This is a genomic window from Paenibacillus tianjinensis (assembly GCF_017086365.1).
GTDB classification, from domain to species: domain Bacteria; phylum Bacillota; class Bacilli; order Paenibacillales; family Paenibacillaceae; genus Paenibacillus_AQ; species Paenibacillus_AQ tianjinensis.
Genome location: NZ_CP070969.1, coordinates 4,242,068 through 4,263,252, shown reverse-complemented (window position 1 = coordinate 4,263,252; position 21,185 = coordinate 4,242,068). Strand labels below are relative to the sequence as shown.

Here is a 21,185-nt window from a genome sequence, read left to right as displayed (position 1 = left end):
ATTTATATATTGTTATAATTTAATTATTAATGAAATGGCATGGGGTAGGAGGGAGCTGCCACACAAGTGGTCTTACTTTGTCCTGTTTAAAGACCCTTTCGGCAGAGTCTCCCCATAAAACCACAAAGATTTAAGCAAATAATTGCCTTTTTTATTGTTCGTGAACTGTTTAAATTAAACTTCCTGGTCAATAGATTTAACTAAGTTTACCCAGGCTCCAAGGACTGTCCCATTCCCAAAATCCGGCCTATTTATTGGCTAATTTTAATAAATTTTTAGCAGCATTTATGTCACGATTATGATCAGTATTGCATATTGGACATGTCCACTGCCTAACATTTAATTTTTTTATATCTTTATTTTTATGGCCACAGATTGAACATAGTTGACTGCTTGGGTAATATGTTGGAGCAACAATTATCTCTCTTCCATACCATTTTCCTTTGTACTCAAGCATACGTCTAAAGTTAGACCACGAGGCCTCAGAGATTACTTTTGCCAACAAACTATTTTTCATCATATTTTTCACATGTAAATCCTCAATTACAATAACTTGGTTATCGTTAATTATCTTTGAGGATAGCTTTTGTAAAAAATCCTTTTGTTGATTTGCTATTTTTTCATACATTTTTGCAACTTTTACTCTGGATTCTTCTCTGTTCTTGGATTGTATTTGCTTTCTTGCGAATGATTTTTGTAATTTTGCAAGTTTCTTTTCGGAACTTCTGAAATACTTTGGATTGTTAATTATTTGTCCATCGGAAGTAATTGCGAAGTCTTTTAATCCTAGATCTATGCCTATCTTTTTATCAGTACTAATATTGTTGATGTTTGCACTTAAAGACTCTGTTAAAACAGATATAAAGTATTTTCCAGAAGGCGTTGCCACTATTGTGCAAGACTTAATATGCCCGTTTATCTTACAGTGATCAATGACTCTAACTCTTGATTTTAATTTTGGTAATCTAATCTTTCCATTTTCAATTTTTATTAGATTATTTAGATTATTTGTTGTATAGCTTCGTCTATTAGACTTTTTATTCTTAAATTTTGGGAATCCTGTTTCAATATTTTTGAAGAAAAATTTAAAGGCTTTATCTAGATTCATTTGAGCATTACATAAAGCATATGAATCAACTTCTTTTAACCATTTATTGTCTTTTTTATATTGTGCAGGAGTGTTTTTCAACATTGTTTTCGTCATCTTATAGTGTTCTATTTTGTCAGCCAACATCTTGTTGTATATGAAACGCACCGCCCCGAAGTTCTTTTCGAAAAATATACGTTGTTCTTTGTCGGGATAAATACGAAACTTATAACTCTTATGTATCAAAAAAATCAACCCTTAACGTCAAAGAACCGCAACTAATTTATAATTGCGGTTCTTCTTATTTTTTTAGATAATCTCGTCAATAACACCAAACTCAAGTGCAGTTTTAGCAGTCATCCACCATTCGCGGTCAGCCATATCTTTATATTTATCTTCTGTAATTTTACTATTGCGAAGAATAAAGTTCTTAACCTGTTCATCTTTTTCTTCTTGGAATTTAACATGGTCTTTAACTTTATTACTCGATCCAAACAATACAGTGGAGCCATCGTGGAACAGTACATTCGAGAACTCGTAAGCTCGTCTCTTACCATGTTTAGCGCCAGATACAAGAATTAGTGCTCCCATAGAAGCCGCATTACCAATTACGGTAATGGCAATAGGAGTGTCTGATTTTTCAATAACAGAACATAGCGCCATTCCAAGATATACGTCTCCGCCAGGAGAGTTTAAGATGATTTCAATTTCTTTTCTATCTGCCAAGGGAATATTCTTATCTTCTTTATTCCATTTGATAATTTGGAATGCAACACGCTCAAGAAGATAGTCTCCGACTTCATCATTAAGAATAATCTGACGATCCTCAAGGGCTTTGAAAAATACGTATTCTCCAAAATCTAGGATAGAGAAGGGCAGTTTTTCATATTTATCCTCTTTATTCTCACATTTATCGCACATTGCATTGCCTCCCCTAAAAGATAATTTTATTGTATGTGTACTTACCGTGTATGTATATTTATACTTTTATTTGTTATTTGATATCCTGCAAATTAATATCAATCTTGTATTCTATTCTTTCATTCTCATCAAAAATATGCATCTTTTGCATAGCATCTGCATACATGCGTTTAGAAACTGCATAAGAATCTGCCCCACATAGACTACCGTTTGAGATTACAATTGTTCTGCCATAATCCTTAACTGTATCATGATGAATATGGCCCTGGAAGCAGTACGAGGGGATAATACCGAGGAATTGAGGAATGGTTCTTGCAATACTAGATACATGATCTAAATCGCCATGCACATACAAATGTGGTTTACTAAATGTCTCATCTACAAAATATCCGTCTTCACCTTTTAATACTTCTACATTATCAAAGTCTCTTAAACGGCTTTCAAGATACCAAGGAATAATGTTCTCGAAGTTCTCTTTCATAATAGAATCATTCTTATTTTGAAATGTTCTTGAATGATTACCGATAATATTAATTACTCTAACTTTACGAACATGTTTAGAGATTTCCGCAATTGCTTCGGCAAGTCTCTCAGAAATATACTGAATTTGAGAAATAACATCTTCGCTTTGTTCAATACGGGATGTCAAATGAATGAATCCTGCAATTTGATCTCCTAGTGAACCAATTGTTAGCTCATCAACACTATGTTTTTTACAATAATGAATTGTTCTCGAAACTAAATGTTCAAATCTCTTATCAAATACATCTGGATTGAACACATTTAAGGTGTTATTGGATTCCTGTCCATAATGGAAATCTGAAAACAAAACGTTGGCTCTAACATCAGAAAAACTCTCCTTAACGGGAGAGTAGGGGAGAGGTTTAATTTTTTCAAGTTGTTTAATTGCAGAAGCAATTTCATCTTTCAAATGTTCATACTTAGCAATCAGCTTGATTTTATTATTGTATTCTCTTTTTTGGTCTTGGAACTGGTACTTTTGCTTCTGTAATTCAACGGTCTTATCTTCAATCTCGCGAACGTATCCATTATCGGCCGATTTTTTAACACCAATAGTAATTCCTCGACTTAGCAGATGAAATTCTTTTCTGTATTTAGATTCAGAGAAGTCTTCGCTAAGATGTTCGTTCATGATAGAAGCAATTTTACCCCAAGACAAATCTAGTTCATCTTTACTAGATCCGAGTCTGATGAGAAATTCTTCGTAAGACTCGTTGTCAAGAATATTCAAAGGAGTTGACATTCAATCACTCCTTATTCTTCAACTTGATGACTAGGCTCGAAATCAGATGCTACAGTGATAGAGATGTTGTTGCCATCAAAGTCTTGAAGGAGAGACTTGAGATCAAAAATGTAAATCCCGTTTTTATCTTCAGCCGTTACCGTCATTTTGTCCATTTCAAATAGACCAGTACGATTAACTGTCTTACTGTCCTTATTTTTAGCCATATTTTATTACTCCCTAATATGTATTTTTATTAATATTTATTCAAGACAGGCAAACACTTTGCTGGCATTAGAACGCACGTCTTCCTCAAGAACAACGATGCCAACTAGAGGATTTCCTTTAAGTTTGTCAATTGCTCTCATGAGGCCATTATTATTTTTATATTCATTTTCTGTCTGATTGTAATCTCCGGCAAAAATGACGGCAGAATTACTGCTCAATCTAGTACCAATCAAACGAATAAGTTTAACATCTAAATCTTCTGCTTCGTCACAGATGATGATAGTATCTTCAATACTCAAACCCTTCATATAGAAAGGAATTTCACGACTTAGTACTCCTCGTTGTTCTAAGAAATAAGCTTCTTGATCTCCGCCATCCAAATGTTGAATGAACGGTTTAAAGAAGCCTTCAGTTTTTTCGTTTTTCCCGCCAGAAAGATAGCCAATTTCCTTGCCTGAGCCAATTGGGTTTCTAACCATCATGATTTTTGCGTAATTTCCTTTGTCCAATACATTATATAGTGCTGTTTTTACGCTCAAGATTGTTTTGCCTGAACCATAATTGCCAGCAATAATTTTAATTGGAATTTCCTTATTAAGAAGAATATCGATAGCGCAATCCTGAAGATGGTTCATGCTTTTAATCTTTTTAGTGGGGGAGTGCTTCAATTTAACGTGTTCTTCACCATTCCAACGAAGCTTATCTAAGACAAATCCATGGTTGTTTTTGATAATTAGGAATTGATTAGTTAGAAGATTATATGTATTTTTCTTTAAATTTTCGTACAAAAGAGCCAGTTCGCTATCAGATGGAGCGATTTCCCTGTATCCAACATATGACAAATCAGACACTTTGCCATCACTCTCAACCAAATCAATTCCATACATTCTAGCTTTTTGTTTAAGCAGTAAATCATTAGTGGTGAGCGAATATCCATTATCAATACATGCCTGGATAATCTTATTATCTGTATAGTTATTGTCAAAATCTTCATCGAATGAAACTTTATAATCTTTGACATCGAATTCAAAATTATCTTGATGCTCTTCAATAAATCTAACTGCACGTCGAGCCTTAAATTTCAATTCTCCATCGCCATGCACTTTATGCTTATCCAATTCTCTGTTTACGTGAGACAATAAAATATATTTATGTTCATTGTTAATCTCGAAACCTTCAAGTAATAAATTCGTGTCAACTAAAATACGTTTCATAGGCGTTACCTCGTTGGGTAGGATGGAGGGGAGGTCAGTCCCCTCAGTGTATTCTTCGGTTTAAATGGTCGTCTAAAATCAACGACAGTGTTCCGGCAATGGTGAATCAGTTCCTACAATTTGAAGTTAGTTAATGGTACTGCATTATAATAGTCGATAGCAGGGCGGCGATCCTGCATTTCTGATAACTTGGAATATACACAACGTGCGTTCCAAGCGCGTAGAGAACCTTTTCTACCTTACCGACTATCCAATTGAGATATTAAATCTCTTGAATGCTTATGTATGATAAAACTATTGTTTTATATGAATGTTTATTATTTAATTGCGTCTTTAAGTCCCTTGAGTGCCTTGAAGGTTGGTTTTTTACTAGCAGGAATCACAATTTCTTCACCGGATTGAGGGTTGCGACCCTTACGTTCAGCAGTTGGCTTAACGCCGAACTTTGCAAATCCAGCAATATTTACCTCGCCACCATTAGCCAATTCCTGTGTGATTGCTTCAAATACGGCATTCACCGATGCTTCAACATCTTTCTTAGCCAATCCTGTTGTTTCCGCTACTACCTTAGTCAGATCTGTCTTATTCATTTTAAATATCTCCCTTAGTTTAGTTTATTTTGTGAGAGGATGATAATCTCTTAATTTTGGATATTAAATCATCATGCTCCCTAAAAGACCATCAATATTTTAGCGTGTTTTTTAAAAAACGTTGATTTTTAGGGCTTTTCCGAATTAATAATATTAAGTAAATATATATTTATTATATAAAATACCGCGAAAAATCAACGTATAACGAAAAAGTTAGGAATGTCGGACATTATGCCTGTTTCTCTTATTATTTCTATCCCATTCCCGTTTTTGTATAAGTCTAATGCTCTTTTGACACTCGGAACAATATTTTCTATTCTTATTATCTTTTTCGATTCTTTCTCCACATGACTCACATAAAATTATCGTTTCTTTGGTATCTTTAATAATATTGTTTTTAATATTTTCAACAATAACATCTCCGAAACTAGACCATAGTGTTGTCTTATAACTGCTTTTCTTCTTTTCATACAAGAATTGTACTAATACATCAACCACATGCTCTACGTCATCACAGACATCCAGTATCTTTTCTCTGATATTTTTGTAAACAAACAAACTATCTCCTGTATAGTGCCCGTCAACCGGACGGGTATCCATAAATCGCTTTTTAAGGTCTAATTCTTTATATTTTTCAATGATTTGATTATCTATATCTCTCTTGGCATATTCTTTATTCATCAAGACCCTATAATCAAATTCTCCTATATTCATTGCAGAGAATTTAATTCTTGGATTAGGGATAAGTTTACCTAGTCTATTAACAACGCTCTCATTAGCTAGTTCCACATTAATCTTTTCTTTATCTTTTGCATAAATGAAGAAATGAGGCGTTTTAGATTTAGTGTATTCTGTGATGATTTTTTTCTTATTATTTGGTCTCTCGGGTTTATACAGAGTTTTTGCATAGTCGATAGTAAAATTGTTCTCCATACATAGTAACTTAATGACATCCAGGTTAACATTATTACTGTTCCATATTTTTGTAATGTCATTGCTGATCATCCCGATATTCCCGCCTGTGTAGGCAGATTTCAATCCCTCATATATAGTCTCATAGTTAACAGGTTGTGCTTCGGCTTTTGCCATATTGTAAAACAAAGGATTAATTCCTTTCATATTTCTTTCTGCAACACTAACAATAGTTTTGTCATTACAAACTAGACTTTTATCACCGTCCACATCAAACATAAGTATCTTGCTGATAGCATCATGACAACTTGTATATAGATTCTTAGTAACAAACCAACGCTTCATTTCTTTGTTTACTTTATTTCTCCGCACAGCGTGTTCCCGATATAGATGGGGGCTACGCAAGCAATCAAGTTTTTCCTCATCATTATAAAGGAAGCAAGAAACTTCTCCATCATCAATCAACCCTTTGGGGTCTTTATCGTCTTTAATTAAGTATTCACAAAAAGCATATAAATCTGGACATATGAATGTGTATTTGCCGCTTATTGAAATTTTCCCGGCTTTCGCAGACATTACCATGCTCTTTTTAGTCTGCTTAAGGATTTCTTTGCTATATGTATCATTTAATAGTTCTGGATAAATCTCAAGCGCTTGCTGGACATAGTTTTTGTTTATATTTGTTTCTGTAGCACCAAGTATTTTAAGCATGGTACGCCGATCTGTTCCAACATTAATAATATTGCTTCTAGTTTCTTCACTTATCGTTCTTAACTCATCATCGGTGATGTCTGTTAGGGTTTGAAGCATTTGATAGTTCAACTTGGCATTCTTAATGAATGATTCTTCTTCGTTGCACTTTCCTGCATGGCATTTAAACTTTTTATAAAATTTCTTGTACTCATCCCAGGAAGAATAGTACTTCCACATTTTAAACTGGCTTTTTGTGAATATTACTTCAATTTTTTCAGCGTTTAGATCATGCTCTTTACCATAAATATCTTTAACGGTGCCGTAGAGTCCTTTTTTTGCCTTCTTGTTTTCTTCACGAATGAATTTATCGAAAGGAAAGGGGACTAACAAACCTTTTACCCAAGGCAGACGCACCATCATACTATTCTTACTAACTCTTGGCAGGATCATTCCGCAACCATCTGTGTGTTCGATGGGAATGTCCATATTCTTTGTTTCAATTTCATATGTCTTGTCATCAATGAAGTCAACAGTACAGTTAACAAGTGTTTCCATGTCATTGACCACGATAGATTTGTCAATATCAAACTCATCCCATTTTTCCGTTGCACTATTGCAGAGAGCGAGATAGGCTAGATACTTGTTAATATTGACTCCTTTATGATCATTAATCTTTTTAATGGTAAGACCGCACATCAGCGATTGTTGATATTTATTAAATGTTTTTTCTTTAATGAATACCGTTTTCTTTGTTCTAATTTGTCCCGCGCTTGCTGTAAAGCATATGTATTTTTCATTATCAAAGATAAATCCATTATGTATAAGATCTTTTAAAATATCAAAAAAGTAAGTTTGAACAACAAGTATGTCTTTGGTTAAAGTATTCTGTTTAACCTTTAAAGTTCTTGTTAATACAGAGTCGAATACTGAAATCGTATTTTTTTCTCTAATCAACTCACTACACAAAACTCTAAGTTCTTCATTCTTTGCAAATAGCTCGTACAGCGTATCCTTTAGTTTTTTAATTCGAGTGGAAGTCCTTGAGATTTTTTCTTCAAATCTTTTTTTTGTGTCATCTTCTATGTGAGCTGATTTTATTTTACCTTTTAATAAATATCGATATCTGTAGTTCTTATTTAATCTTCTATGTATGGACATTTCACTTTCGTTATAAAAGAAACTGGTATCGATGCTGTATACATGGACTTGTTTGTCTAGGCTAATCTCAAATTCCTCCTGTCTGGTATTTTATGATTTCATATGTATATTTATTAATTAAATAATTTCCAAATTCAGAGCACTTACTCCAACCTGTGGATTAAACGGTTCTCTATAAAACACTCCACTATTAGCATTATTCATCATCCAAAGTACTTCATCGTCTACCACATTAGAATCAACATACTTCATACAATCATTCATTCCTAACTTCATTTCTTTAGAAACAAATTTCTCGTCTAAATAATCAGCATCACCATCATAATACTTATCATCCATTTCCTTAATTGAAAAACCTTGATAATTCATTTTAAATTCTTGCTTAATCTCCTGTGTATTTTTCATAATATGTATTCCCTTACCCTTTCTTTATACCCTCGTATGTTTTATTCAGGATCGGTTAGTTTGTTTACTAATCTCTCTCTGTGTTTATAATATAACATGACAATGATTGTTTCGTCAATATATATTTATTTATTAAATTTATCTAACGGTATATAAGAGTGAGTTTATATCCTTTCATTATATATAACAAAAAAGATGCTGATTTTAATGAATAAATATATACAAATAAATAATTATATGATATGATGTGTTTATGAGACAGATAAATGCAGACATAAACAAACACAATACATAACAATAAGGAGGAGAGCAATATGAGTGCTATATCAAATAATGTAGTCGGGTTGCATACAGGTAGTGTGTGGGAGGATATTAGAACATTTCTGGGGGACTTTGAAAGTCAGCATACTAAGAATGGCTACGAACGTAATTGTCGTAATTTTTTTAAATGGTTTAAAGGAAAGGATTTAGAAGTTCTTACTGTTGACGACATCTATATTAGAAATGCCGATATCAAAGCTTATCGCATCTTTCTTTCTGAACATGAAGCAGATTACTCAAACGCAACGATCAATAATATCATCGCATCTATCCAAAGTCTCTATGGGTTTTTTGAAACCAATGAATACAATGTAAAAGCAGCAGTTACAAAACTAAAGGCACTTCCTGACGACTCGGAACGCGCTGGATCTTTTCATACAAGCGAGATCGAAGCAATTCCAAATGTATTGATCAAGACAGTAAAAGGATATGAGAAGATTGTATTTATTGAGATGGCATATACCACTAGCTTTCGTAAAAGTTCATTACTCGCTTTGACATGGGACGATATTCTAGTTAAAGAAGATTCCACTTGCGAAGTCTCAACTATTGGTAAAGGAGGGAAAAAACACAGTGTAGATATTCCATTTGAACTGTATCAGAAGTTGATTGAAATTAAGGAACTCCCTTACTATAAACGATATGACGATAATAGAATATTCCACCTAAGCACCAAGGCAATTCAAGATATGATGCAACTAATCAAAGAAAAACTCAATATCCCAGAAAGTCGTAATATTGTTTTCCACAGTTTCCGCAATTTCGCTTCAATGTTTGGAACATTGGAAGAGGCAAAGAAACATTATAATCACTCATCTATTGTCGTAACTAATAAGTATTATGGCCGAGACAATAAAAATAAAAATAGTACTATTGGTCTCAGGATTAATGAGAAAATTGAGGATGGTGTTTTTGATGAGTTAAGCAAAGATGAAATAATTAAATTGGTTATGAGACAAAACGAAGGAGTGATTCATCAAATGAAGAGAGAAGCACAGAAAATTGTTAATGATAAGATTGAAAATAAAAAGGAGAGTGTTGAGTAATTGAATCCTATTATTGAGTTGAAGTTGATACCAGTAAGAAAATTGTTTTATGGGAATGATTTTGGTGTTTATGCTTGTGAATCAAAGTCACCAGATGTTGAATATAACGCCTTTGATAATTTTGTTATAAATGGTGGAATGCAAGAACTTTCATTAGGCACAGAATATATCGCTTCAATTCAATTTAAAGAACATAAGAAACATGGAAGGGGTTATGAGGTTCATAGTATTCGTCAGGAGCTACCAACCACTATTGAGGGACAACACGCCTTTTTAAGAACTATTCTAAGTGAATCTCAGTGCGAACCACTTATAAAAGCATTCCCTACTCAGGATATTATTGAAATGATCAAGAGCAACACTCTAGATTACAAAAGAATTAAGGGTATAGGAGATAAGAAATTCAGCAAGATCAGAGAGAAGGTCATTAAAAATATTGATATTCAAGAAGCACTTGTTGAGTTATCTAAGTATGGAGTTTCCTATACAATAGTTCAGAAATTATTGGCGAGATACAATAATTCCCCAACTCTGGTGGTTCAAAAGGTAAAGCTTAACCCCTATATTTTATGCGACGAGGTTAATGGATTGGGGTTTGATAAAGTTGATAAGTACGCATTAAAAACTGGAATAGAGATTGATTCACCATATCGAATTGAATCTGCAATATATTACATGCTTAAAAAAGCAGAGCAAGATGGTAACTGCTGGTCAAATAAAAAAGAGATCATTCAACTAGCCGCTGGTATGTTGTCGTTATCAGAAGAAGCGATTATTGAATTTATGAATAATGATAATTTAAAATCTGCATACATAGATGATAGTAAGATCGCACTAAAAAAGACATACGCTCAAGAAAAGAAAATATGTGATAAAATTTCACAGTTAGTAAGAAGTGAAAATATATTCAAAGTAGATAATATTGAAAATAAAATCAAGTTAGTTGAGAACGAACAAGGATTTCAATTTACAGATGAACAAAGACAGGCAATATATGATAGCATAGATAGCAATGTAATGATTATTTCCGGTAAAGCAGGATGCGGCAAGACCGCACTGTTAAAAGGAATCATTAAAATATTGAGTGATTATACATATGATACATGCGCATTTTCTGGTAAGGCAGCACAACGAATTACTGAATCAACTGGACTAAAATCACAAACCATACATCGGATACTCCAGTTTAATCCAAAGATCGGTGAATTTACATGCAATGAAAATAGTCCAATTCCAGTACAATCTGTCTACCTGGATGAAGGAAGTATGACTCCAACAAGTTTGTTTTACCATTTATCTATAGCAGTTGCAAATGGACATAAGTTGATAATTCTAGGTGACGTAGGTCAATTATCTGCTATTGGATGTGGTCGCCCATTTATAGACCTGATTGAAAGCGGAGTTATTAAAGTGTGCGAATTAACTAAGGTTCATAGACAAGCAATGAAGTCTGGAATATTGTTAGCAGCTAATGAAGTCAGAGAAGGGAAACAGATCATTAAAAGTGGAGATTATGAACCAAAAGTTATTGGAGAATTAAAGGATTTGTATTTGTATCCTAAAGAAACTAGTCAACAAATTTTCGAGCATATTATCCATTTGTGTAAAAATAATAAAGACAGATTTGACTTGATGGAATTCCAAGTTGTCGTGATGCTTAAGAAAAAGGGTATTATTAGCGCAAATAATTTGAATATTGAACTTCAAAAGATATTCAATGACAAAGATGAACGGGGATTGAAGAGAGGCGACTTTGTTTTTAAGACCGGAGACAAAGTTATCAAGAACGGCAATGACTATGATAATGGGGTCTTCAATGGAACACTTGGCAAGATCGTTGAGATTGACTATGATGAAGATACTTTAAGCATTGAATTTATTGGAATTGATGACATTGTGACATATAAGCGAGATCAACTATTACAAATTGATTTAGCTTATGCGCTTACCGGGCATCGCGTTCAAGGAAGCCAGTTTAAACAAGGAATATTTGCCTTGGATTATGCAGCGTATAAATTATTGAATAGACAGGGTGTATATACTGGCATGACTCGATTTTCAGAGATGTGTGTGATGATCTTTGAGTTGAAGGCATTGATTAAGGCAATTAGAACGAATGATACTAATAAGAGAAACACATTTTTGAAAGATATGTTGATTGAGGAGTTTAATAAATGAATATAGGAAGGAGGTATTAAAATTAATATTGATAATATTTGTGTTGGATTTATAGCAAATAATTATAAACACTTATGCAGAGTTCTCGAAGAAGAAACGAAGTCCGGTAAATCAAAACAGTTACAACTAAAAAAATGGAGTTGTTATTTTGATATTGAAAAAAGAGGTAATAAGTTTGTCATTACTAAAATAAATGAAGAGCCAAGAGAGCTTCCACAACGGGGAGGCTCTAGAGATGTTATTCATTATATTGAAAATATTAAGCAGCTTATTATTGAGTTACTACTTAGTTCAGATGAGGGATCTGTGAAACTAGCCAAAAACAGGTTACTTAATTCCCTAAACATGGTTAATTCAAACTACAGAGAATGCAGACAATACATACCAAGCTTAAGCGAATACATAAATATTGAACAGTTTGATATATTTGAATTTTATAGAAGTGCTGACTCGACTTTGAAGAATAACTTAGAAAGGGCTTTAAATGAATTGCAAAATAAGAAAAATATATTCTGGTCACAAATTATGATGGTTAGTATCCAAAACATAATTCGTCCAGCTAGAGACGGCCAGGAATATGAGAATATTTTAAGGATACAAGGAGAAGTCTTAGACGAATTTAATTGTGAAGATATGAGAGGAATAATTGGAACGGGAAAATATGATGAGTATAGTAAAAGAGTAAATGAAAGGCTCAATAAGGAGATGGGGATTCAATTTATTTATGAAGCATACGACATTCAATTAAATAGAGAGCGTCTCAAACGTGAACTGGTTAGGATGAAAGGTGAGGAAAGGTTGATGATGGAATTTGAATTAAATCAATCAATTCAGGAACGCCTAACAGATAATATTCAAAAAAGACATAACAGAGCCTTAAACAAAGTGGATGATTTTTTTAGTACAATGAATAAAAAGGAAGAAAATCGTATTGATGAACAATATGTCTCAGACCAAATAAAACTTGTTGATACCCTTATTAATTCCAGACACGAAAGAATATTCCCTGAGATAAGAAAATTGAACAATGAAAATATGCTTGAATAATATAGGTAAATATAAAAGTTGTCACTTTGAAAATCTTATATAAATAATAATGTAAAGCCAATTTTCAAAGTGACAACTTTTTAAAAGAGAAAAGATCAAAGGCAAAGAGCCGTCATAAAGCTAAAGCTTTATTCCGTAGCCATCCAACTTCGTTGGCTGTCTCCAACTTAGATCTTCTGGAATAGTGTATAAGGTTGGTATGTGATGATAACGAATAGTTCATTATAATTTATGTATGATTTTATGGGTGTATGGTTGAGATGAACAAATAGATAAGTTACATAGTTGAGTTGGGAATTTATAATAAATTATAAAGGAATCTGAGTTTAAAATTGAAATTGAGATATTTGGTAAAGTGTAATATGTAATGAGCAGAGTATGATGTGTGAGAGGGATAAAAGTTAAAATTATATTTGAATATTTTATACAGGGTAGTATCCAGGATATTGGGTGCTACCTTTTTTATGTTAATGTACCCCCTCCCCTGGAGTATGGTGATAGGTTGATGAATGATGAATAGTTGGGATGATAAATTTTAATCGTGAGTGGTTAGGGAGGTAAAATTGATTCCGATTAGAATGTGATTAGAATGTAAGAGGTGATGATAATTGGGGAGAGAAGAGAGGTGAAAAGCGTAGATGGAATAAGGGGAATTGTGTGGTTGAGATGGTGGTTATGTGAGTTGGGGATAGGTGGATAAGATGAGAAGATAAATTCGATATATAGAGTAATCGTAAAAGTATAGAGATTATAAGGGTTATTGAGGTGAAATTGATGATAATAGGGGGAAATTGAGTAAAAATTTGAGAAAAATTGAGGAAAAAAGTGTAGGGAATATAAGGGGATTGCGATTGAAATTGCGATTGAAATTGAAGGGAAAGTGGGGGATAAGTGACGTAAAAAAGTGTTGATGAAATTTTATTAGATCATGATGAGAAAAGTAAAAATTGAGTTGAGTGTAGGAGTGGAACAGATAGCGGACTATTTTCCATAATTACCATTATTTAGGTTGTAAACTACCCCCGGTATCCCTTCATAGATAGCATATAAGTATAGTTGTATGCTATCTAGCATGCATGATCCATGTTGACAACCAGCTATTAATATGCAGTATATCTCACTTAATTTTATTTAAAAATTTTTCTAAAATGAGCATATTTTCATTTAAAATTTTTGATTCCAGGCAGCATTTATAAAGCACGTATATACGTTATCATATGACGTAATTGCGTAATCGCTCGATAACGTGAAACCGCAAAATCATGACTTCACATTTATACAGTTACTGTATCATAACTATTATTATCTGTTATATAATACAACTATAATATAGATATAAATCTATATGCCTTTATCGTCCACTATATCATATGCTCTGTTTCTTCTATTATCAATCTGTTATAGCATGTATCAATCCTGTATTAATGCTGTCACACTCAATTATTTAAAGTGTTTATCATGATATTTATTAATATTTCCATATCTGTACTATTAATTTATATAACTGTTATACAAGCAAATTTCCTCTCGCGTTGGTGAGCTTTACACCTCATTTAATAAATAAAAATATATACATTTATTAATATCCATGCTATAATGAATTATAAGTTAAATAACAGGAGGTTATACATATGTCTAACAATAACAGCAATCTTATTTATTCTTCTATCCGCTTTACTCAGGATGATTCCAAACCTCACCAAATTAATATCATCGCTGAAGTTGATGACAATGGATGGTATTATACAGACGTTGTAGGCCGTTTCTGCTTTATCTCCAATGAAGGCTGTATCTACCTTCCAGACGGTTCCAAGAAGAACTATAAACGCTTCTCGGCTTTGGCTAACAAGGTTTACACTATTGATGCTTTAGCTATGATGAACTCTAACTTAATTGAAACGGTAAAAAATGCAGTTAATACAGTTTCTAACATTGCCGAAATTGAAACAATTCAAGAATCAGAAGTAACAGTTACCGAAACAATGGATCAAACTATTGCACCTGTATCTGATATTAATATTAATAAAGATAATGAAACAGATTCAACCTCATTCACAGCCTATAACCGTTCTTTCCCATCTTACAATGAGGCCTATAACTTTTGCCTAACTTCTGATTTCGATCCTTCTTATATCGTCTATGAGTCGCCTTGCATGCCTTCAGATTCTTTATTGAAACTCGACTTGCAACTATTCTCATCCATTACTCAGGAGTCACCAGAGGCAGCACAAGAGGCTACACGCAACATTTATGAATCCAACTATGATGCTGTTAATATTCAAACTATCAACGGTGAACTAATACAGGCACGTATTCATCCTTCAGATATTCATAACAACATGCACAAAGTATGTTATTCCTCAGATGATTATTTTTATATTCCTGATTCTGATATCGTTTCTGTTTCTCCAATCACTTACACTAAATCCAGAACTAAAAAAGGTGTAATTTATCGTAACTTTGGAACGACTCTAGAATTATCTTATATCATTGAAACGACTAAATGCGACGATGAACCAAATATAAACTATTCTAATATTACTAAAAAATTATGTTCAAATTTAAATAGTGTTTTTGATACATTTAACCTATGGCAAAAACAAGGATACAAAAATATATCTGTCGGTACAATTGTAAAACAAAATGGTAATGATATTATAGATGATTATTCAGATACTTTAGAAACTGCTATAAATAATAATGAAATGGATAAACTAAAGAAACAGAAGGAACAACTTAATTTAGCATTACAGGAAATACAATTATATAAAGAATTCATTCAAAAGTATAACGCCGATAAAATGTTTAAAAAGTTTATTGAAGATCAACAAACAGTTAACCGTTAACAACTCAGAAGAATACGAATTAAGAAAAAAGGAACATAATAAATAAATATATATACAACATATATAATAGTGTGCTATAATGAATTATAAAGTTAAATAACAGGAGGTTATACATATGACTAAAGTATCTTCAGTATCCGCAGAACTTAAAAAGGAACTTAAATCAACTTTTCCTGGTGTTAAATTTTCCGTTCGTTCTTCATCTTATAGCACTGGTTCATCGATTAGTGTAGAATGGAACAACTTGCCTACGGTCGCAGCAGTTGAGGCCATCACTAATAAATACTCTCACATTAACCGTTGTGAAGTTACTCACGAGATCCTCAGCGGAGGGAATACCTATATTTCTACTTTTGTGGATTATACTCCTGAATTTATTGAGCAGGTGGAAGCGCTCATGAGTGAAGCAAGTAAGGAAATTAAGGGTAGCCGTTTTTATAATTCAAGCTTCAGCAAAGTTGTTGATCAAATTTGGAAAGAACAGAATGCTCCAGTAACTCCGGCGACTGAAGAAGTTATTACAGAATCAGCAGTTAACGAGATACCGGATCAAACAGAAGCAGCAGAGGAGCCAACAAACAGCAATGCAACTTTAATGGGCCAGATCAACACAATTCAAGGTGTAAGCACTAAAGAAACAAATATGTTTAACTTGCACGAGTTGCACATTGATGGCGTTCATGTTGGATATACTAGATTAACAAATAATAAAATAGAAATCCTTTCACATATTAATTATGCAGTTAGCACTGCTAAACAAATCTTTGTAACCTTCGACGAGCTTCACAACGTTATTGATCAATACAGAAAGAAAGGTATTATTTATTACAATCTCGCTCATAAACCTTCCCATTCGGTTACGCCTAATACTATCCACATTCCAGAATTAGGCCATTTTTCCGGTTCATGGGTTGTCAGCGGAGTTAAAGACGGATCTGTCATTGGTGAATTCTATGAACGTTCAAATATTGAAAAGTTTAACCCTGAAGCATGTCTTATTGAAACAGCATTACAATATTTGCAACGTATTAATAAGAGTATTAAAGAATGGAGCAGTATATCAATTTAATAAATAAATATAAGTTGCAATCAATAATCAATCATGTTATAATGATCTTAGTTAGTTAATACATTCTATCATCACAAAGGGGATCATACATATGTCAATTCAAACTCAATCATCTATCTATCTCGCCACATCCAACCTTATCGGCCTTAAAGTATTCGGGAATTGGGGTTCTGCTGGATGGGATTATGGTATTATCATTAATGAATATTCTGACTCTTACGGAAAAGACATTGTTATTGAATGGGAGAATGGTGACACGAAGCAGATTGACGTAAAGGAAGTTATTGTAATTGAACAGCAAACAGATATTCACAATGTAGGCTACTACATTGATCTAACAGGCGAATATCTGAGCAATGAAACTCCTGTTACTGAATCCACTAATACACCTGTTGCAATTCCAGTCCAATCCATTACATTTAAATGGTCAGAAGCTTCCCATATCATCGCTGACAATACTACAGTTTCCACCTTCACAGAAACTAACTCACTAATCCATTCCGTTGCATCTGACATGTATCGTCATAATGAAGAAGGATACACAAAAACATCTTTCACTATCACATGGGCTGATGGTTACACTCATGAAGGCCGTATAGACATCACTCCTTCGCTTATTAATAAATATAATCCAATTGGTGAACATGTTAAAAATTTCTATGAATCTATTGCAGGACTTCGCAAGCCTTCTCACTGGTCAGAAGAACAATATAAGGGTTATCTCTTGTCTGTTTATAAAATGGATGAAGCTAAAACAGAAGAGGTTAAAACTATGCTTAATACTTATCTGTTTGAGGATATCGCTCCATCAGATCAAACTTGCCAGGATAACGATATCATTAGAGAGTTAGCAGCTAACATCCCAGCACCTTCTGAACGTTCTTCCGGAGCCTCTGAGACCGTTCCAGAACCAGAAGTATTCTTCTTATACTCTGGCACCTTCCCGAGTTATTCAGACGCCTATAATCACGCTATTCAGAACAATATAACAACGTCTATGATCCTGTCTAATAAAGCTAACATATCTTATCATCAATTAATGGATCTGGAATCAGCCTACACAACCAATAAACGTAACATGTCATTGCAGGACGCTACAGCCTATTATAATCACCTTGTTACTATTCCTTATTCCTCAGACTCAGAAGAACGTATAAACGCTTTAAACAGGCTCATAGAACGTCACAGCAACAAACAATCAGCAGCAGATAAGAGAGAGGCCGAAACAATAGAATTGATTCATAAATTTGAATCCTTGCAAACTAAACTTTACTCACTTGGAGTCACTAAAAAGGATCTCGGTGATTGCGGTTCATATTACACTAAATACTTTTATAACGGTGAATGTATTTATACTTATTTCAGCGGTTCCCATGTTTCAAAACTATACAGCGACTTATTAACCGTTTATGATAAATATTTTAAAAGTGAATCATCTTATTCAGCCTAACTTTAATAAATAAATATAAATAAACCACTTGAAAGATTATTTGGTATGTGCTAAAATGTATTTATAAAGGTAATACATATTAACAGCACAAACCAACTAAACTTTCGGAGGTTTTTAATCATGAAAAAGTATTTTCAATCCTGCAAAACGAAACAAGAGGCTAAAAAGTTGTTCCGCGAATTGGCTAAGATTAATCATCCAGACGCTGGCGGTTCTAATGATGAAATGGTCGCTATCATTGCAGAATATGAAGCCATGATGAAAAAACTTCCTTCCCAGAAAGATGAACATTCCAACACCGAGAACCAGACAGAAGAAGAGTTTAACTTACATGTTTCTGAAGAACTTAAAACAGTTATCAATAACATTTCACATTTACCACTTGATATCGAAGTCATTGGTACATGGATCTGGGTGTCTGGTATTAATACATATAAATATAAATCTTATCTCACAGCTAACAACTTTGTCTGGTGTCCTTCTAAAAAAATGTATTCCTGGCACATGGAAAAGGCCAAAAAGGGATACTATGGCAAGCCTCAAGAAATTGAAAAAATCCGTTTCACTTATGGCAGCACAAAAGTAAATAACACTAAGCAATACGCAATCAGATAATAAGTAAAAATATTAACGCTTGAATCATTGAATGGTTCAGGCGTTAATAAATAAATATATTGAAATACATCATAATAAATGTTACAATGTTCTTAACCAATCAAATACATATTCCTAAAGGGAGACGATCTATAATGAAAATCCAAATCACTGAATTAAACTATAACATTCTTCCGTGTAACCGTTCATCTTATACGAATGACTGGGGAATTAAAAAGTCATTTAACGCATTCAAGGTAAAGGAAACAAGTGGATCAAAAGTATATATTACCGTTCTTGATGGAGAAATGAAGCTTTCGACTATTGGTAAATTGATGGAGTTTAAAGAAGGTTCGATTATTATCAAGTTTGGCAAACAGCAGATTGTAATTGGTAAATATAATAAGGTGGCTTAATAAATATATGGATAATAAAACTATTAAATTTAATGTATGGTTTTGCCGTGAACGCCTGGGAATATGTGAATCAGTCAGCGATGCACAGAATATTATTTATTCTCATCCAAAATATAAAAAGTCGCTTTTCACAAAGAGGGGCAAAACTAGTTCTAATAATCCAAATCAAAATGAATATTTTTCTATCTATGACAGTGAAGGTTATGGCTGGAACATTAGATAAATTTTCAAGGAGAATCCGTTCTCCTTTTTATCATATATTCTTTCACCGACTCAATAACACAATAATAATCAAAAGGGAGGCATTCACATAGATACATCTAAACTTAAAAAGGGTTTTACATTCAGGAACTATAAAGAGTTATGCGCGTTTGTCAATGAACCAGTAAAAACAGGTCAAGCCAAGCAATTACAGTTTGAAGAGTGGGAACGTTATTTCTCATATATAAAAATAGGTCACAAAATAAGTATTGAGAAGATATACCGTAATCCTCGCGGGAAAATAACTCGGTATGGCTTGATCAATGACCTAGAAGAGTTGATAATTAATATTCTTGTCAATGACCAAAAAGGTGAAGTTATTTTACCTAAAAGTAAGATATTCATGATTTTGAACATGGTTAATAAGAATTATAATTATGCTAAATATCACATGCCGAAACTTAGTATTCTGACCGATATCTCAGAAGAGGAAATAAATGAGTTTTACGGATTGTCAAACGATTCATTAACAAATAGTTTAGAAACTGCTTTTAAGAATCTTAGAAAGAAATCTTTGTTGATTAAAGAAGAGGTTATGACTGTATGTGTTATTGATTCTAATATTCAACATAATGAATCAGAAAGCGGAGTAAGCATAAAAGAAATTGTTACAGGTAAGGACGAATATGGAGAAAATACATATAATTATGAGTTAGGAAATGTCTATAAAAAACATAGGCCAGCGACAAGCGAAGAAAAGAAATGGATACTTAAATCAGAAATACAAGCCCTAAAGGATATGGAGTTAGAGAATAAACAAGAAGCATTTTTATCTGGTAAATGGAAGGAGTACACACAAAAGATAAAAGAATATATCTTTGATAAATACAACATCATATATTATTATCCATCCTACAAACTTACTTTTAACTTTGACACAATATCTGATATTTATGATGAAATAAATTCATTATCTGCACATGAATGTTTATTGAAGGAGGATAATGTAAATGAAAATATTAAAATTTTGTTAATAAACAATGCACAGAAAAGACATGTTAAAGCAAAATCTTTAATTAGTGATGAAGGGGAAAGAAAGAAGAAATATACAACAAGAGAGCAAATTAATTATTTAAAAAATAATCAAAAACTCGTAGATATGCTTATTGATAATGATCAAAATGATATTAGAAATAAGATAAAAAGCATTGATTTAATTGATAAAAATAGCAAATAAACTTCAAAAATTGTCGCACTCTGCTATATAATATAAATATATTATTTAGGTAGGTGCGACAATTTTAAGTGTACTTTTGCCATGAAAGTCCTTATAAATAAAGGATAATTTCATAAACACTAATTCATACTTTACACAATATCACTTGTCAAATAGACAAATTTTATTCCTTATTACGCTTCCAGGCGACAACCTTTACAATACAAAGACAAACCAAAGGTCAAGAGCCGCCACGCTTGTTCAGGCTCTAGAGAGCCTTTCACTGCCCGTTCCCGCATCGGGACGAAGCGTCCCAATGCAATAATTAATATCTTAACCGTCATTCTCGC

18 protein-coding genes are annotated in these 21,185 nt (G+C 33.0%); 10 read left to right on the top strand and 8 right to left on the bottom strand.

Annotation, left to right across the window (positions count from 1 at the left end; all coding sequences use genetic code 11):
* Positions 1-247: 247 nt before the first annotated feature.
* From tnpB to JRJ22_RS19855, 8 genes are all read right to left on the bottom strand, one after another.
* Complete coding sequence (gene tnpB / locus JRJ22_RS19890; RefSeq protein ID WP_408637843.1) at positions 248-1,333, bottom strand: IS200/IS605 family element RNA-guided endonuclease TnpB; 1,086 nt, start codon at positions 1,331-1,333, stop codon at positions 248-250.
* Between the two features lie 63 nt (positions 1,334-1,396).
* Positions 1,397-2,008, bottom strand: coding sequence for a ClpP family protease (locus tag JRJ22_RS19885; RefSeq protein ID WP_206101159.1), 612 nt, complete (start codon positions 2,006-2,008; stop codon positions 1,397-1,399).
* Between the two features lie 73 nt (positions 2,009-2,081).
* Positions 2,082-3,272, bottom strand: a complete 1,191-nt coding sequence (locus JRJ22_RS19880; RefSeq protein WP_206101158.1) for a hypothetical protein — start codon at positions 3,270-3,272, stop codon at positions 2,082-2,084.
* 11 nt (positions 3,273-3,283) lie between these two features.
* Positions 3,284-3,478 (bottom strand): YonK family protein, encoded by a 195-nt coding sequence (locus JRJ22_RS19875; RefSeq protein WP_206101157.1) that lies wholly within the window; start codon positions 3,476-3,478, stop codon positions 3,284-3,286.
* Positions 3,479-3,514: 36 nt separating this feature from the next.
* Entirely contained in the window at positions 3,515-4,693 is a 1,179-nt protein-coding gene (locus tag JRJ22_RS19870) for a PhoH family protein (RefSeq protein ID WP_206101156.1), read from the bottom strand.
* 317 nt (positions 4,694-5,010) lie between these two features.
* Positions 5,011-5,283 carry an HU family DNA-binding protein gene (locus JRJ22_RS19865; protein WP_206101155.1) on the bottom strand — a complete coding sequence of 91 codons (273 nt, stop codon included), beginning with the start codon at positions 5,281-5,283 and terminating at the stop codon, positions 5,011-5,013.
* A 213-nt stretch (positions 5,284-5,496) separates the two neighbouring features.
* Complete coding sequence (locus tag JRJ22_RS19860; protein WP_206101154.1) at positions 5,497-8,046, bottom strand: RNA dependent RNA polymerase; 2,550 nt, start codon at positions 8,044-8,046, stop codon at positions 5,497-5,499.
* A 117-nt stretch (positions 8,047-8,163) separates the two neighbouring features.
* Complete coding sequence (locus tag JRJ22_RS19855) at positions 8,164-8,451, bottom strand: hypothetical protein (RefSeq protein WP_206101153.1); 288 nt, start codon at positions 8,449-8,451, stop codon at positions 8,164-8,166.
* A 314-nt stretch (positions 8,452-8,765) separates the two neighbouring features.
* Here JRJ22_RS19855 and JRJ22_RS19850 point away from each other — a divergent pair, with 314 nt between their 5' ends.
* The 10 genes from JRJ22_RS19850 (at position 8,766) to JRJ22_RS19805 (ending at position 20,856) form a co-directional block, all read left to right on the top strand.
* On the top strand, positions 8,766-9,818 hold the full coding sequence (locus tag JRJ22_RS19850) for a tyrosine-type recombinase/integrase (RefSeq protein WP_206101152.1): 1,053 nt from the start codon (positions 8,766-8,768) through the stop codon (positions 9,816-9,818).
* Positions 9,819-11,996 (top strand): SF1B family DNA helicase RecD2, encoded by a 2,178-nt coding sequence (recD2, locus tag JRJ22_RS19845; protein WP_206101151.1) that lies wholly within the window; start codon positions 9,819-9,821, stop codon positions 11,994-11,996. It abuts the gene before it with no gap.
* A 306-nt stretch (positions 11,997-12,302) separates the two neighbouring features.
* A complete protein-coding gene (locus JRJ22_RS19840; RefSeq protein WP_206101150.1) occupies positions 12,303-13,043 on the top strand; it encodes a hypothetical protein in 741 nt (246 codons plus the stop codon).
* A gap of 1,631 nt (positions 13,044-14,674) precedes the next feature.
* Positions 14,675-15,889 carry a hypothetical protein gene (locus tag JRJ22_RS19835; RefSeq protein WP_206101149.1) on the top strand — a complete coding sequence of 405 codons (1,215 nt, stop codon included), beginning with the start codon at positions 14,675-14,677 and terminating at the stop codon, positions 15,887-15,889.
* 115 nt (positions 15,890-16,004) lie between these two features.
* A complete protein-coding gene (locus JRJ22_RS19830) occupies positions 16,005-16,958 on the top strand; it encodes an LPD29 domain-containing protein (protein WP_206101148.1) in 954 nt (317 codons plus the stop codon).
* Between the two features lie 91 nt (positions 16,959-17,049).
* Positions 17,050-18,408: an LPD25 domain-containing protein gene (locus JRJ22_RS19825; RefSeq protein ID WP_206101147.1), complete on the top strand. Its 1,359-nt coding sequence runs from the start codon at positions 17,050-17,052 to the stop codon at positions 18,406-18,408.
* Positions 18,409-18,528: 120 nt separating this feature from the next.
* A complete protein-coding gene (locus tag JRJ22_RS19820) occupies positions 18,529-19,023 on the top strand; it encodes a hypothetical protein (protein WP_206101146.1) in 495 nt (164 codons plus the stop codon).
* A gap of 134 nt (positions 19,024-19,157) precedes the next feature.
* Positions 19,158-19,418, top strand: a complete 261-nt coding sequence (locus tag JRJ22_RS19815; RefSeq protein WP_206101145.1) for a hypothetical protein — start codon at positions 19,158-19,160, stop codon at positions 19,416-19,418.
* A gap of 7 nt (positions 19,419-19,425) precedes the next feature.
* Positions 19,426-19,641 carry a hypothetical protein gene (locus JRJ22_RS19810; protein WP_206101144.1) on the top strand — a complete coding sequence of 72 codons (216 nt, stop codon included), beginning with the start codon at positions 19,426-19,428 and terminating at the stop codon, positions 19,639-19,641.
* Positions 19,642-19,935: 294 nt separating this feature from the next.
* A complete protein-coding gene (locus tag JRJ22_RS19805; protein ID WP_206101143.1) occupies positions 19,936-20,856 on the top strand; it encodes a hypothetical protein in 921 nt (306 codons plus the stop codon).
* The last annotated feature ends 329 nt before the right edge of the window (positions 20,857-21,185 follow it).

Excerpts from the sequence above, each read along its gene's own strand:
- JRJ22_RS19885 (WP_206101159.1), bottom strand. The coding sequence starts at position 2,008 with ATGTGCGATAAATGTGAGAATAAAGAGGATAAATATGAAAAACTGCCC.
- JRJ22_RS19880 (WP_206101158.1), bottom strand. The coding sequence starts at position 3,272 with ATGTCAACTCCTTTGAATATTCTTGACAACGAGTCTTACGAAGAATTT.
- JRJ22_RS19875 (WP_206101157.1), bottom strand. The coding sequence starts at position 3,478 with ATGGCTAAAAATAAGGACAGTAAGACAGTTAATCGTACTGGTCTATTT.
- JRJ22_RS19870 (WP_206101156.1), bottom strand. The coding sequence starts at position 4,693 with ATGAAACGTATTTTAGTTGACACGAATTTATTACTTGAAGGTTTCGAG.
- JRJ22_RS19865 (WP_206101155.1), bottom strand. The coding sequence starts at position 5,283 with ATGAATAAGACAGATCTGACTAAGGTAGTAGCGGAAACAACAGGATTG.
- JRJ22_RS19860 (WP_206101154.1), bottom strand. The coding sequence starts at position 8,046 with ATGTCCATACATAGAAGATTAAATAAGAACTACAGATATCGATATTTA.
- JRJ22_RS19855 (WP_206101153.1), bottom strand. The coding sequence starts at position 8,451 with ATGAAAAATACACAGGAGATTAAGCAAGAATTTAAAATGAATTATCAA.
- JRJ22_RS19850 (WP_206101152.1), top strand. The coding sequence starts at position 8,766 with ATGAGTGCTATATCAAATAATGTAGTCGGGTTGCATACAGGTAGTGTG.
- JRJ22_RS19835 (WP_206101149.1), top strand. The coding sequence starts at position 14,675 with ATGTCTAACAATAACAGCAATCTTATTTATTCTTCTATCCGCTTTACT.
- JRJ22_RS19830 (WP_206101148.1), top strand. The coding sequence starts at position 16,005 with ATGACTAAAGTATCTTCAGTATCCGCAGAACTTAAAAAGGAACTTAAA.
- JRJ22_RS19825 (WP_206101147.1), top strand. The coding sequence starts at position 17,050 with ATGTCAATTCAAACTCAATCATCTATCTATCTCGCCACATCCAACCTT.
- JRJ22_RS19820 (WP_206101146.1), top strand. The coding sequence starts at position 18,529 with ATGAAAAAGTATTTTCAATCCTGCAAAACGAAACAAGAGGCTAAAAAG.
- JRJ22_RS19815 (WP_206101145.1), top strand. The coding sequence starts at position 19,158 with ATGAAAATCCAAATCACTGAATTAAACTATAACATTCTTCCGTGTAAC.
- JRJ22_RS19810 (WP_206101144.1), top strand. The coding sequence starts at position 19,426 with ATGGATAATAAAACTATTAAATTTAATGTATGGTTTTGCCGTGAACGC.